The sequence below is a fragment of the Pelatocladus sp. BLCC-F211 genome, from assembly GCF_041928655.1.
GTDB lineage: Bacteria > Cyanobacteriota > Cyanobacteriia > Cyanobacteriales > Nostocaceae > Pelatocladus.
The window spans coordinates 26,318-39,041 of the sequence record NZ_JBHFLM010000232.1 but is presented as its reverse complement, the minus strand read 5'-3'; the positions used below and the strand labels follow the sequence as shown (position 1 = coordinate 39,041).

Below are 12,724 nucleotides of genomic sequence, written 5' to 3'. Positions count from 1 at the left end.
AGTAGCGATCGCCCATGCCTAATACCCATTATTGTGTGTTTTCCCACTCTGGTGTCAGACGGCGGAAATTATACTCATTGGCACTCGGATGACAAGAGACACAGCTATTTATTTCCACAGGACGTGGAAGTTGCACTTGGGGATGCAAAGCTTTGAAAAAACGAGAGTTGTTGACACGATAGGGTATTTGTTCGTCTTCTCGGATAGAACGGGAAAAAGTGGAAAGATATCTCCAAACCAAAATTCGCGGTGGATCGACAAGAGGCTGAACTTGAGCGCCGTAATGTTGTGAATCTTGCAGAATATTTTTCCAAGTTTGGGTAGGTAAAACTTGTGGCGGTAAGGCTAGATGACAACTAGAGCAGTTTTCTAAGTAAAGTTCTTGACCGAGTTGGTACTGAGCAGGGACTACATCTACAGTCCCGATTTCAGAGGTAGGAGTTGCGCTTTGAGCATTAGTTGCAAAGGAAATAAGCCAACCCATAGCCAAACTCCAAGTTATGACTACTAAAAATAAACCCAAAGATTTTATTTTGAATTGGCGACGTTTGCGATACTTAATCATACTAGAAATGCCTCACACCATTAATTCTTTATTTAAGATTTAGACACACAACTACGCATTTATTAGCATAGCTACTGCTTTTTTTAAAGATACCTCTGCAACTCGACCAAACAACCGCCGTTGAGCAAACTGTTTAGCTAGCAAAAGCTTCTTGATGACGTTGCTTGCAATTAGTCCATATACTGTAGTGGTTAAGTATTGATTGCATCTTAACTATACAGGTAATACTTATGGGCTTTATATTCTCCCTCTTAACAAGCCTGATTGCAATTTTTATCTATTTAAGCTCTGGCAAAATATCTAATGAGCGATCGCGCTGGGTAATTCGCACAGTTAGTATCTTAATTGGTGCGATCGCTCTACTTGCTTCTATTTCCAGACTTTTAGTGATCGTACCACCAGGTAACGTTGGAGTCGCCAACTTATTTGGTCAAGTTTCTGATGATACCTTTAATCCAGGTGTCCACTTGATGAATCCTTTTGTTAGGGTAATCAATTTTTCTACACGTTTAAAAGATGTCAAGGAAAACGTAGACACCACATCTCAAGAAGGATTGAGTTTAAATCTTGATGTAAGTTTGCAATACAAACTCGATCCACAAAAAGCAGCAACAGTATATAAAAATATTGGCATTGACGAGGCACAATTAGTAAATTCTAGATTTCGCTCAACAATTCGCGCTATCACAGCTAACTACCCAGCAGCAGCTATTTATTCTACCAAGCGTCAAGAAATAGTCCAGCAACTCGATCAACAACTCACTCAACAGTTACTTCCCTTGGGTTTTATTGTCGAAGAAGCTTTGTTAAGAAATGTCAAAATGCCTGACAGCTTGCAAGCAGCAATTCAAGAAAAACTCAAAGCCGAACAAGAAAATCAGCAAATGAAATTTATTCTAGAAAAAGAACGTCAAGAAGCAGAACGCAAACGCATTGAAGCTAAGGGTATAGCTGATTCTCAAAAAATTATTGCTGATGGACTGAGCAATTCTGTGTTGCAACTGCGAGCCATAGAAGCTACTGAAAAATTAGCACAATCTCCCAACTCAAAAATTATTGTGATTGGTTCTGAAAAAGGCACGGTACCAATTTTACTTCAACAAGAAACCAAATAGGGGATACCACTATGCTATGTAGCAGTGCGTTAAGCACTTAGATCATATTTTTCGCGACAAATCAGATTAAAAAATATGGGCTTAACACAGAGAAATGACCACCCGCAAAGTTAACTTCATGGGCAATGCCAACATTAAAATTTAAAATATGAATGTCTTTGTCAAGCAAATATGTTGTCAAAATCATGGAAATGATATCACAAAAATCATATATTGTCAAGCGTCCTGCTGGAAATTGCGAAATCATCCCCAGCGATGAAATTGCTGGGGATGACAATCCAGAGATTATAGAGAAGTGGGGTCCCTTTGAATCCCAAGGGGAAGCGATCGCTCGTCGTGTTGGACTGATTAGAGCAGGTAAATGCCAACCAGTCTAGAGGCAAAATTTAATTTCTTTGTGCATTTGTCCCTTTAGCTGCAATTTCTTTGCCTAACACTTCCACAGCTTTAGCGAATTGTGGATCTGCTAAAGTAGCGACTTTTTCTCGTTCTTTGAGCCACAGGTCTTGCCGCTGTTTATCGCTTAAGTTTACTACTATGTTGGGGTCAATCCCATGTTTGTTGATATCTCTACCAAGAGGGGTATGATATTTGGCGATTGTTACTGCTAATCCTGAACCATCATCTAAGGGACGCACAGATTGTACTAGACCCTTACCAAAAGTTTGACTGCCCACTACGACTGCACGCTTGTTGTCCTGCAATGCTCCTGAAAGAATTTCACTAGCACTAGCACTACCTTTATCTACCAATACCACCAAAGGTTTATTCGTCAAAGCACGTCCATTGGCAATTTCTCGTTCTACCTCACCCTGACGGTCAATAGTAGAAACAATCGTGCCTCTATCCATCCACATCCGCGCAATATCCACACTTGAGTAGAGAAGACCGCCTGGGTTATTACGTAGATCCAATACGTATCCAGAGACTTGCTTACTTTCTAAATTTTTGATCGCATCCCGCATTTCTTTGGCAGCATTTGAACTGAATTGCTTCAAGCGAATGTAGCCAACATTACCTACTGGTGTTTGCTTTTGAGAAAATTCAACTGGATGAATCTCAATCCGCGCCCGTGTAATTGTAAATTCTTTTCTTTGACCCCCACGCAGGATAGTTAAGCTAACTTTGCTCCCAGGTTCACCTCGGATCAGGGCTACTGCTTCATTAGTATCCATCCCCTCAGTACTTTTACCATTGATGTAGATAATGGTATCTTTAGCGAGGACACCAGCTTTAAATGCAGGTGTATCCTCAATAGGAGAAATTACAGTTAGCTTTTTAGTTTTTTCATCCAGACCGATTTGGATACCAATACCCGTTAATTCGCCAGAGGTATCAACTTGCATATTTTTGAATTCCTCTGGGTCCATAAACCGGGTATATGGATCGTCCAGTTTCTTCAGCATTTCCCGGATGGACTTATAAGCTTCCTCGTTGTTTTTGTAGGACTTATTCAGGTATTCGCTACGAACAGCTTTCCAATCTACCTTATTAAAAGTACCGTCTACATATTGTTTATTAATAACTTGCCAAACTTCATCTATTAATTCCTTTGGACTTTCTTTAAAAAGAGCTTGTCCTTGTGAGTGAATACCAAGGCTAGTAACAGCGATTGTGGATAGCGTCACCGCCGTAGCACCCAAAACAAGTCCATTTCTTGTAATTACCATAATGACAGTTGCGTGGCTAGGGACAAAATTTTATATGCTCAGTATGCTCAATCTAACACAGGCAAATACTGTACAGAATGAACATATCTTGTTATTTCGACAAAGTTATTAGGGATTGGGGATTAGGGATTGGGGATTGGGGATTGGGGATTAGGTATGAATCAGTTATCAGTTATCAGTTATCAGTTATCAGTGATCAAATTAAACTGGTAACTGTTAACTGTTAACTGATAACTGATAAGTTGTCCCCCTTGTCTCCCCTGTCCCCATCCCCGTTCCCCTTTCCCTAATTTCTTCACGGTTCTATCCAGCGTCCATCTGCTTTAATCAAATTAATTAACTCCTCTACACCTTGTTCTTCTGGGACTTTCTTAATTTCTTCTCTACCGCGATACAGAGAAATGTAACCTGGAGTTTTACCGACATAACCATAGTCAGCATCTGCCATTTCTCCAGGGCCATTCACAATGCAACCCATGACTGCAATGTCAAGCCCGGTGAGGTGGTTGGTAGCTTCGCGGACTTTGTGCAGTACTTCTTCGAGATTAAATAAAGTACGTCCACAGGAAGGACAAGCCACATACTCTACCATTGTCTTCCGCAATCCCAAAGCTTGCAGAATACTGTAGCAGACTGGAATCTCTTTTTCTGGAGATTCAGTCAGTGACGCTCGAATTGTATCGCCAATGCCATCAGCTAACAAGGTAGCAATACCAGCAGTGGATTTAATTCTTCCGTATTCACCGTCTCCAGCTTCCGTCACACCTAAATGCAAGGGGTAATCCATGGCCAATTCATCCATTCGCTGTACCATGAGACGATAAGCAGCAATCATCACAGGAACTCGTGAGGCTTTCATGGAAATTACTAGGTTGCGGAAGTCTAAAGATTCACAAATACGGATAAATTCGATCGCAGATTGCACCATTCCTTCCGGTGTATCACCATAAGTAAACAGCATCCTTTCAGCAAGAGAACCATGATTCACCCCAATTCGCATGGCTTTACCTTGATCGCGCAAAGAAATTACTAATGGTTCTAGAGTTTCGCGGATTTTCTCCCCAATTTCGTCAAATTCGACTTTGCTGTATTCGGTTCTGTTTGGGTTTGGTTTTTCAAACACATACAATCCCGGATTTATCCGCACTTTCTCTATATGTTTAGCAACTTCTAGGGCAATTTTCAGTCCATTATGATGCACGTCAGCGACGATTGGCACATCTTGATAGGATTTAATTAATTTTTGTTTAATTTCTGCCAAGGCTTTAGCATGAGCCATACTTGGTACTGTGACGCGAACAATTTCGCAGCCTATCTCATGCAAACGTCGAATTGCAGCAACGGAGCCATCAATATCAAGAGTATCCTCATTGATCATAGATTGCACCACCACAGGATGACCTCCCCCAATGGTGACATTTCCTACTTTCACAGGACGGGTTTTCCGCCGTTTAATTGTTGTGTCAAAAGTAGGTTGACTGGGTAAATTATTTGAAGTAACGGGTGTGGGCAGAGTTTGCATAAGTTCTTAAGTAATTTTGCCGTAGCGAAAATATCAGATTTGAAAATGTTCTGTTTCCCAGATTGCCACAGTTAGTGCTGTTTTGGGCAATAATTAGCAAAAAAATGATAGACGTCAAGAATCAAAGAGAAAAGCAGAACTTAACCATTTTTCTCAATGTTAAAAATATATGTTTTCTCCGCCTGTGTTGATATTAGATACTAATACACGCACAATCTCACAAAACTCCATCAAAATAGAGTCATCCCTACCCTCAAACTAACCATGACTCAACTCAAAACCAAATTCACACTTGCAGAATTCCTCGCACTCCCGGAAGGAGACATCACCTACGAACTAATTGACGGAGAAGCTATCCCCAAATTCAAAAACGATGAAATGTCACCAAAATTTTTTCATAGTTCTATAACAGGTGCGTTATTTATACTATTGTCTGCATGGGCGCAAGGAAAGGGGCGGGTTGTCATCGAATGGGCAATTAAGCTAACACGAAATCAACAGGACTGGGTTCCTGTAGCAGATTTGACATATATTTCATATAACCGTCTTTCTGCCGATTGGTTGCAAGATGAAGCTTGTCCTGTTGCGCCGGAATTAGTGATTGAAATTATCTCACCTGGTCAAACTTTCGGAGAAATGACAGAAAAAGCAACCGATTATCTAAATGCTAAAGTTCAACGAGTTTGGATTATTGACACTAGAGCTAAAACTATTACTATTTTTTATCCTGATGTTCTCCCTCAAACCAAACGCGGGACTAATAGTTTAGAAGATTCCCTATTTGAAGGATTGCAAATTACACCTCAACAAATTTTCCAACAAGCAGGAATCCGCTAATAGATAATCTAAAATCTTATTTTATTTTCTCTGATTTCGTATTATGAATACTTCAACGAGAACTCAACTACCTATTCCCTCACACTTCAACCCCAAAACAGTAGATGCAGTCTGGCGCATATCTTACCAACAAACCGCCACAGCTGCACAAGCATGGGCAAAACAACACGACATCAAAGCAGCATCTGAAGATAAAAATCGTATTTGCCTACTTTTAATTGATGTTCAAAACACTTTTTGCATCCCCGAATTTGAATTATTTGTTGGAGGAAAATCTGGTACTGGTGCAGTAGATGATAATGTTCGTTTGTGTGAGTTTATCTATCGCAATTTAGGAGTAATCACAAAAATTGTCCCAACTTTAGATACCCATACAGCGATGCAAATTTTTCATCCTATTTTTTGGGTAAATAACGCAGGTGAACATCCAATCCCTGCTGCAACTAATATTATTCCCGCAGATATTGAGCAAGGAATTTGGAAAGTTAACCCAAGTGTTGCTTTTAGTTTAAGACTTGATTACGAATATTTAGAGAAACACGCCTATCACTACGTTAAACAATTAACTCAAGAAGGTAAATATCCATTAACAGTATGGCCTTATCATTCTATGTTGGGCGGTATTGGCCATGCTTTAGTTTCTGCTGTGGAAGAAGCAATTTTTTTCCACTGTATTGCACGTCATAGTCAAACTCAATTTGAGATTAAAGGTAATAATCCTTTAACAGAAAACTATTCTGTTTTACGCGCAGAAGTTTTGTCAGGTTTTGATGAGCATCCTATTGCCCAAAAGAATATAAGCTTAATTCAGCATCTGTTAGAATTTGATGCTGTAATTATTGCAGGACAAGCTAAAAGCCATTGTGTTGCTTGGACTATTGATGATTTATTAACAGAAATTAGGCAAGTAGATAGCAATTTGGCGAAAAAAGTTTATCTGTTGGAGGATTGTACTTCTGCTGTTGTTGTTCCGGGTATGGTGGATTATACGGAAGTAGCAGATGAGGCGTTTCAGCGATTTGCTGATGCGGGAATGCACATCGTCAATTCTGGTGAATTTGTTTTTTAATGTTGGGGAAGACAATGATTTAATGATTTGTAGTCAGGACTAAAGTCCTGAATTTTTAAGCACGCGCATTGCTTACTACAAACTCTCGAAATTAATAAACTTCATTTCATATATTCTTTTGGATCTTGAGCGACCCAACCCAGAGAAGAGTTAGAACGGATTTCAAAATGTAGATGGGGTTGGCTGATGGTTGGTTGTCCAGTCTGACCAACCGTTCCTAGTAACTCTCCCTGTTTAACTTGTTGACCAAGGCTAACTTTGATACTCTCTAGCTGGGCGTAACGGCTTTGTAATCCACCACCGTGATTAATAATTACTAAGTTACCGTAAGTACCGCGATCGCCTGCAAAAACCACTGTCCCTGGTGCGATCGCATTTACGGGAGTACCAACCGCAGCTAACAAATCAATCCCACTATGAAAGAAAACTTCGCCGTTTTTAGGGTTGATTTGCCAACCATAGGGAAATCCTACCTGAGCCACCGATGCTAAGGGATACCCAGTGATTTGCACAGCAGGGGTATTTACACTAGGAGTTGAGGATGGCGACGAACTCGCACGATTGGATGATTGATTGGATGTGGGAATAAATGCAATTTGAGATGGTGGTTTACAGCCATTCAACTCAAAAAGAGCATCAGCACGAACTTTGTATTTTTGTGCTAATTCTCGCCAAGTTTGACCACGAGCTACTTCCACTACAATACCATTGTAGGGAGGGATGAGAATATTACTACCCGTAGTCACCCTACCGTTTTTGAAACTGGGATTCATGGTGATAATAGTATCAGGAGCTAAATTGTAGAGCGCGGCGATACTCTGCAAAGTTTCGCCACGCCCAACTTTATGACGCTGAAAGCGTTCTAGGGCTGGAGTTGGACATTTAGCAGCCTGTGCTAGTGCAGAATTTGGGTATGTGGATACGAGTTCCAAAGCAGAGATTAAGCTAGAGAAAACAAGTAGAAGTAGGCGATCGCTAACAGTCATGTATGTTAAATGGAGCAAGATTGAAATACTCAACGTCAACAGTTCGTGTATGGCGGGAGTATTCTTGCGATTCTAGCTAAATTTTATATTTTATTTGGCAGTTAGTTGATAGTTTATAGTTGATAGTTGATAGTTGATTGGTATTAACCACCAACCATTAACAAAATTAATCTGTCCACTTGTCTTTTGCTTGACTACACTTAGAAATTAGCATCTTCTGCATTGCTGTCCTTGAGTATGGTGATTATGAAGTTATCCAAGAAACAACTGGCCGTTTATTTTTCATTAGTTGTGGGCGGCGGCGTATTCGGCGGTAGTGCAGTGTTGCTAGCCAGTCCCTATCTCCTGACACAGAGGCGTACGTTTCAGGAACTCAAGAATGTAAGCATGGGTGCGCCATCAGAAACAGTTGTGACTAATTCTTTGGGAAAAAGTATCGAAGCAACTGGAGGTGAAAGCGTTAATTTTGTCGCCACTGCTGTTCAAAAAACAGGATCAGCTGTTGTCCGAATTAATGCCACTCGCAAAGTAGCCAATCCTATTTCAGATGCTTTCAAAAACCCTCTGTTGCGTCGATTTTTTGGCGAAGATGAAGAACCAATTCCACAAGAGAGAATTGAGCGTGGTACGGGTTCTGGTTTTATCCTTAGTACGAATGGAGAAATTCTCACCAACGCTCATGTAGTAGCAAATACAGATACAGTACAAGTTACCCTCAAAGATGGCAGAACATTTGAAGGAAAGGTGATGGGAGTTGATCCCATGACGGATGTAGCAGTAGTAAAAATTCCTGCCAAGCAATTACCGTCTGTGAAATTGGGCAATTCACAAAATTTGATTCCTGGACAGTGGGCGATCGCGATCGGCAATCCTTTGGGTTTAGATAACACTGTTACTATCGGTATCATCAGCGCCACAGACCGTACAAGTTCCCAAGTTGGCGTACCAGATAAACGAGTTAGCTTTATCCAAACCGACGCCGCCATTAATCCTGGGAACTCTGGAGGACCTTTGTTAAATTCTCAAGGTGAGGTAATTGGAGTTAATACTGCAATTCGTGCTGATGCTCAGGGACTTGGTTTTGCCATTCCCATAGAAACTGCTGCTCGCATTGCTGACGAGCTTTTTGCTAAAGGGCGCGTGGAACATCCCTTCTTGGGGATTGAAATGGTAGACCTTTCTCCCACCAAAAAACAGCAAATCAATCAAGAGAATAATCTTAACATCCAGCAAAATGCTGGTGTTGCCATCAAGGGAGTTCTCGACAAATCACCTGCACAGCGAATAGGACTGCGTCCCGGAGATGTCATCCAAAAGTTTAACGGCAAACCAGTTAAAACTGCTGCTCAAGTACAGAAAATGGTAGAGTCTAGCAGTGTTGGAGACACTTTGCAAATTGAAGTCAACCGTGACGGTAAAATTCAAACTTTTCAGGTTCAGTCAGGAGCTTATCCCCACAAATAGTCCAGAGTCCAAAGTCCACAGTCAAGCAATTTTGGATATTGGATTTTGGATATTGGATTTTGGATTTACCCCACAGCATCATAAATCTGAGGGACTTTACCCTGATCGGCAGTATTGGTCAAGAGTATTAAACTACTGAACATTGACAATTGACCATTGACAATTGACTCTTGACTAAGGATTATTAGCCAAATGATCTAAGTGCATTCGTTGTTCCATCTGGCGCAGGAAATAGCCCGTCATCATTGCTGATGCTAGAAGACCAGCCAGATTATCCCGGTCTGTTGTAATCTGAACATTGAAGTTTTCAGCAGGCAACATCCCAACTAGCCCTTGGACATTTTGGGAAATAATTTGCTTGATTTCAGGGCTGACGGACTGAGCGACGTTAGCCAAAACTTCTGGGGACTGATGCTGTAAGTATTTGAGCAACTGATTAGAGGGTTCCTCAAAAGCGTCACTCAGATGCTGACGAGGGTGTTGTTCAAAATTATCATTCAAAAAGTCAGGATCAAACACCATTGGCAATTTAAGTTTAGCGGAGTTGCTAATTCTACTCTAAACCATACTATGGGCTTAAGACATATTTCCTCAGCTAGGAGTAGCATTCATCTTAGGTAAGGGATTGGGGATTGGGGATTGGGGATTGGGAAGAGACTTGTTAAATAATTCTCCCTTGTCCTCCTGGTCTTCCTTATCCCCCTTCCCTTGTCCCCGACCCCGATTCCTGATCCCCAATCCCTGATCGCCGATCTACTCTATTTCCGAGGCTGATTCTAGTTTCAGTTCCAATTGTCGCTGCTGTTGTGGAGTAGAAAATGGTGAAGGAAGTTGCTCGATCTGGAAATATTGATGAAATTTGGGTGTTACCTGAAGCGAATAGGAGCGAGAGTCATTATCTCGGCGTTTCTTGACAAAACCAAGTTCCACTAATTCTTGGACGTGTTGATATGCTCCGGAACCACGCAGGTTAATTAAGTCAGTTTGTAGCATGGGACTATTCAAGGCGATCGCAGCTAAAGTCCGCAATGCACCCACCCCCAATTCTACTGGTATCAGAGTTTGGACTAAATCTTGAAAACCAGACCGCAGTTGCAAGCAGTAACCATTTGGGGTTTCTACGACTTCTAGGGCGCTATCACGACGAGCATAATCGTCAATCAGCTCAATAATACCTTCTTCAGCAGTCGCGCGATCGCACGCGGCATAATCAGCAATCTCGCTGATTGATAAGGGTTTACTCTTCAAATAAAGAATTGCTTCTATTTTTGTCGCTGCATTCATTTATCAATAATCACTAGTCAAGAGAAGCCAGTGTGCTTTTAGGAGTTTCCTCCGTTGTCGCACCTGACTTTCAATAGTGTAACGATTCTAATATCACAATTAAAACTAAAAGTCAAGTTGTGGTAGTCAGTGGTTAGTGATTGGTTGTTGGTCAATCCCCAATCCCCAATCCCTACTCCTCACCAAATCTGGTTTTGAAGATAAATTCTGCGATCGCTAAATCTTGTGGGGTAGTTACCTTTAAGTTTGTTTCCTCTCCTTGAACAATTTGCACTTGATAACCAGATTTTTCAAACAAAGCAGCATCGTCAGTCACTTCCCAACCCTGAGCGACACCTTCAGCGTGACACTGTTTTAGCAGCTTCACACCAAAGCCTTGGGGAGTCTGTGCAGCCCAGAGTTGGCTTCGCTCTGGTGTACTCTGAATTATGCCATTTTCATCTACGACTTTGATGGTGTCTTTGACTGGCACCGCTGCTATTAAACCAGGACATTGCCGAATTGCTTCGGCACATCTGTTGAGTAAATCTGGTGTAGCTAGACATCTTGCTCCATCATGAATCAACACTTGTTTAGCATTGGCTGGTAATGATTGCAACCCATTGTAAACAGATTCTTGACGGGTGGAACCACCCTGAATTAACTCCACTGGTTTAGTTAGCTGCAAATCAGCGATAATTTTCTTAAAGTCTTGCCAGTCAATAGGTTGAGAAATAATTCCTATCCAACTAATCTCATCTGATGCTTGTGCAGCTAAGAGCGTCCAAGCAATAATTGGTCGCGATCGCACTTGCAAGAGGAGTTTATTGCGATTACTCCCCATCCTTCGTCCACTACCGGCAGCAGGAATTAATAAATGCACAGGTTTTTTTAACTTTTGACTTTTGAGTTTTGACTTTTCTAGTCCCTATCTTCCCCTAAAATAAGGAGCGAGTAGGCGTAAATTAATATTATGCGAATAGTAGCCCTTGTCCCTGGTGGAATAAGCGACCAAATTCTATTCTTTCCGACACTAGACGACCTGAAGCGTAATCATCCTGACGCTCATATAGATGTCGTTGTGGAACCCCGGTCAAAGGCTGCTTACCGGATGAGTAAGTCAGTTAACGATGTACTGATATTTGATTATAAAGACCGCAACAGCTTGGCTGATTGGGCTAACTTAGTAGGCATACTTCGCGATCGCGAATACGATGCCGCTATTACCCTGACGCAAAGCTGGTTAATGGGTCTTTTACTGTGGTTGACTGGAATCCCCATACGTATTGGCTACAAAGGCAAGGGAGCAGCTTTTCTGACTAACACCCTACCTCTTAAGCAAGAACAATACGCTGCTTATGCGTATCACACTTTGCTGCAAGAATTGGGTATTAAGTCCTCTTGCCCAGAATTAGCTGTGAATGTACCTAAATCAGATATTGATTGGGCAGACAAAGAGCAATTAAGGTTGGGAGTTAAAGAAACTGGTTATATTTTGATTCACAATGGTGTAAATGAGTTACCACCAAATAAAAGTCAAGATAGAACATACCATGCCGAAAATTGGTTGCAGATCATTCAAGATTGCCAACAAAAGCAACCAGATATACCCGTAGTGGTAGTTCAAGAAACCGGTCAACAAGAGTTTGTGGCTAGACTCAAACAGTCTGTACCTGATATCAAAATTACTTTCCCAGATAATATAGGCAAGTTAGCGGCAATGATTACAGGAGCAAATTTATTACTGTGTACCGATAGTGCGATCGTACAGCTTGCCGTTGCTGTACAGACCTATACTATTGCCTTGTTTGGTTCTACAGATCCAGTTAAATTGTTGCCGAAAAGCGATAAATTTATTGCAATCAAATCCCCTACAGGCAAAATAGCAGATATTTCGCCCAAAGTCATTTTGGAAAAAATCTGGGGTGGCTAGCACTTCAATCCCATTACCTTGAATTGCTGTAGTAATTTGAACCCCCTTTCCGCCTGTTGATTTTCTCCTACAAGCGGAAGGGGGTTCCATATTCTTTATGATTTTAGATTTGTTCCGCCCACAAGAGGCGGGACTTGAACCGAAAAAATAATCTAAAATCCAAAATCTAAAATTGGCACGGTCAAAATAATGTGCAGCTTCATATGAAATTGGTATAACTGTTATTTATGTTGTATAATAAATTACTTATATTTTTAAAATAGTTACGGTATAAGAGTTACCTAAACAACTGTTTTTTTT

General features: G+C 41.1%; 13 protein-coding genes. 6 read left to right on the top strand and 7 right to left on the bottom strand.

What is annotated here, in order from left to right:
* Positions 1-28: 28 nt before the first annotated feature.
* Positions 29-565: a diheme cytochrome c gene (locus ACE1AT_RS27650; protein ID WP_374874254.1), complete on the bottom strand. Its 537-nt coding sequence runs from the start codon at positions 563-565 to the stop codon at positions 29-31.
* Between the two features lie 230 nt (positions 566-795).
* Here ACE1AT_RS27650 and ACE1AT_RS27645 point away from each other — a divergent pair, with 230 nt between their 5' ends.
* Together ACE1AT_RS27645 and ACE1AT_RS27640 are read left to right on the top strand one after the other, a co-directional pair.
* Positions 796-1,680: a prohibitin family protein gene (locus ACE1AT_RS27645; protein ID WP_374874252.1), complete on the top strand. Its 885-nt coding sequence runs from the start codon at positions 796-798 to the stop codon at positions 1,678-1,680.
* Positions 1,681-1,832: 152 nt separating this feature from the next.
* A complete protein-coding gene (locus tag ACE1AT_RS27640; protein ID WP_374874250.1) occupies positions 1,833-2,057 on the top strand; it encodes a DDE transposase family protein in 225 nt (74 codons plus the stop codon).
* A gap of 9 nt (positions 2,058-2,066) precedes the next feature.
* On the opposite strand, the gene ctpC is transcribed toward ACE1AT_RS27640, so the two are convergent.
* Together ctpC and ispG are read right to left on the bottom strand one after the other, a co-directional pair.
* The gene (ctpC, locus tag ACE1AT_RS27635) at positions 2,067-3,350 is read right to left on the bottom strand and encodes a carboxyl-terminal processing protease CtpC (protein ID WP_374874249.1); all 1,284 of its coding nucleotides are present in this window, start codon (positions 3,348-3,350) and stop codon (positions 2,067-2,069) included.
* A 295-nt stretch (positions 3,351-3,645) separates the two neighbouring features.
* Positions 3,646-4,872, bottom strand: a complete 1,227-nt coding sequence (gene ispG, locus ACE1AT_RS27630) for a (E)-4-hydroxy-3-methylbut-2-enyl-diphosphate synthase (RefSeq protein WP_374874247.1) — start codon at positions 4,870-4,872, stop codon at positions 3,646-3,648.
* Positions 4,873-5,136: 264 nt separating this feature from the next.
* On the opposite strand from ispG, the gene ACE1AT_RS27625 reads away from it, so the two are divergent.
* The gene (locus tag ACE1AT_RS27625; protein ID WP_374874245.1) at positions 5,137-5,709 is read left to right on the top strand and encodes a Uma2 family endonuclease; all 573 of its coding nucleotides are present in this window, start codon (positions 5,137-5,139) and stop codon (positions 5,707-5,709) included.
* A gap of 43 nt (positions 5,710-5,752) precedes the next feature.
* The gene (locus ACE1AT_RS27620) at positions 5,753-6,778 is read left to right on the top strand and encodes an isochorismatase (protein WP_374874244.1); all 1,026 of its coding nucleotides are present in this window, start codon (positions 5,753-5,755) and stop codon (positions 6,776-6,778) included.
* Positions 6,779-6,879: 101 nt separating this feature from the next.
* Here ACE1AT_RS27620 and ACE1AT_RS27615 read toward each other — a convergent pair whose 3' ends face one another.
* The gene (locus tag ACE1AT_RS27615) at positions 6,880-7,764 is read right to left on the bottom strand and encodes a LysM peptidoglycan-binding domain-containing M23 family metallopeptidase (protein WP_374874294.1); all 885 of its coding nucleotides are present in this window, start codon (positions 7,762-7,764) and stop codon (positions 6,880-6,882) included.
* A gap of 246 nt (positions 7,765-8,010) precedes the next feature.
* Here ACE1AT_RS27615 and ACE1AT_RS27610 point away from each other — a divergent pair, with 246 nt between their 5' ends.
* Entirely contained in the window at positions 8,011-9,228 is a 1,218-nt protein-coding gene (locus ACE1AT_RS27610) for an HhoA/HhoB/HtrA family serine endopeptidase (RefSeq protein WP_374874242.1), read from the top strand.
* 174 nt (positions 9,229-9,402) lie between these two features.
* Here ACE1AT_RS27610 and ACE1AT_RS27605 read toward each other — a convergent pair whose 3' ends face one another.
* The 3 genes from ACE1AT_RS27605 to ispD form a co-directional block, all read right to left on the bottom strand.
* Positions 9,403-9,750 carry a DUF760 domain-containing protein gene (locus ACE1AT_RS27605; RefSeq protein WP_374874240.1) on the bottom strand — a complete coding sequence of 116 codons (348 nt, stop codon included), beginning with the start codon at positions 9,748-9,750 and terminating at the stop codon, positions 9,403-9,405.
* A gap of 231 nt (positions 9,751-9,981) precedes the next feature.
* Entirely contained in the window at positions 9,982-10,512 is a 531-nt protein-coding gene (gene scpB, locus ACE1AT_RS27600; protein WP_374874238.1) for an SMC-Scp complex subunit ScpB, read from the bottom strand.
* 172 nt (positions 10,513-10,684) lie between these two features.
* Positions 10,685-11,374: a 2-C-methyl-D-erythritol 4-phosphate cytidylyltransferase gene (ispD, locus tag ACE1AT_RS27595; protein ID WP_374874236.1), complete on the bottom strand. Its 690-nt coding sequence runs from the start codon at positions 11,372-11,374 to the stop codon at positions 10,685-10,687.
* Between the two features lie 90 nt (positions 11,375-11,464).
* Here ispD and ACE1AT_RS27590 point away from each other — a divergent pair, with 90 nt between their 5' ends.
* A complete protein-coding gene (locus ACE1AT_RS27590) occupies positions 11,465-12,424 on the top strand; it encodes a glycosyltransferase family 9 protein (protein ID WP_374874234.1) in 960 nt (319 codons plus the stop codon).
* Positions 12,425-12,724: the final 300 nt, after the last annotated feature.

What these genes read in the sequence shown, in the direction of transcription:
- ACE1AT_RS27650 (WP_374874254.1), bottom strand. Translation starts at nt 565, where the DNA reads ATGATTAAGTATCGCAAACGTCGCCAATTCAAAATAAAATCTTTGGGT.
- ACE1AT_RS27645 (WP_374874252.1), top strand. Translation starts at nt 796, where the DNA reads ATGGGCTTTATATTCTCCCTCTTAACAAGCCTGATTGCAATTTTTATC.
- ACE1AT_RS27640 (WP_374874250.1), top strand. Translation starts at nt 1,833, where the DNA reads ATGTCTTTGTCAAGCAAATATGTTGTCAAAATCATGGAAATGATATCA.
- ctpC (WP_374874249.1), bottom strand. Translation starts at nt 3,350, where the DNA reads ATGGTAATTACAAGAAATGGACTTGTTTTGGGTGCTACGGCGGTGACG.
- ispG (WP_374874247.1), bottom strand. Translation starts at nt 4,872, where the DNA reads ATGCAAACTCTGCCCACACCCGTTACTTCAAATAATTTACCCAGTCAA.
- ACE1AT_RS27625 (WP_374874245.1), top strand. Translation starts at nt 5,137, where the DNA reads ATGACTCAACTCAAAACCAAATTCACACTTGCAGAATTCCTCGCACTC.
- ACE1AT_RS27620 (WP_374874244.1), top strand. Translation starts at nt 5,753, where the DNA reads ATGAATACTTCAACGAGAACTCAACTACCTATTCCCTCACACTTCAAC.
- ACE1AT_RS27615 (WP_374874294.1), bottom strand. Translation starts at nt 7,764, where the DNA reads ATGACTGTTAGCGATCGCCTACTTCTACTTGTTTTCTCTAGCTTAATC.
- ACE1AT_RS27610 (WP_374874242.1), top strand. Translation starts at nt 8,011, where the DNA reads ATGAAGTTATCCAAGAAACAACTGGCCGTTTATTTTTCATTAGTTGTG.
- ACE1AT_RS27605 (WP_374874240.1), bottom strand. Translation starts at nt 9,750, where the DNA reads ATGGTGTTTGATCCTGACTTTTTGAATGATAATTTTGAACAACACCCT.
- scpB (WP_374874238.1), bottom strand. Translation starts at nt 10,512, where the DNA reads ATGAATGCAGCGACAAAAATAGAAGCAATTCTTTATTTGAAGAGTAAA.
- ACE1AT_RS27590 (WP_374874234.1), top strand. Translation starts at nt 11,465, where the DNA reads ATGCGAATAGTAGCCCTTGTCCCTGGTGGAATAAGCGACCAAATTCTA.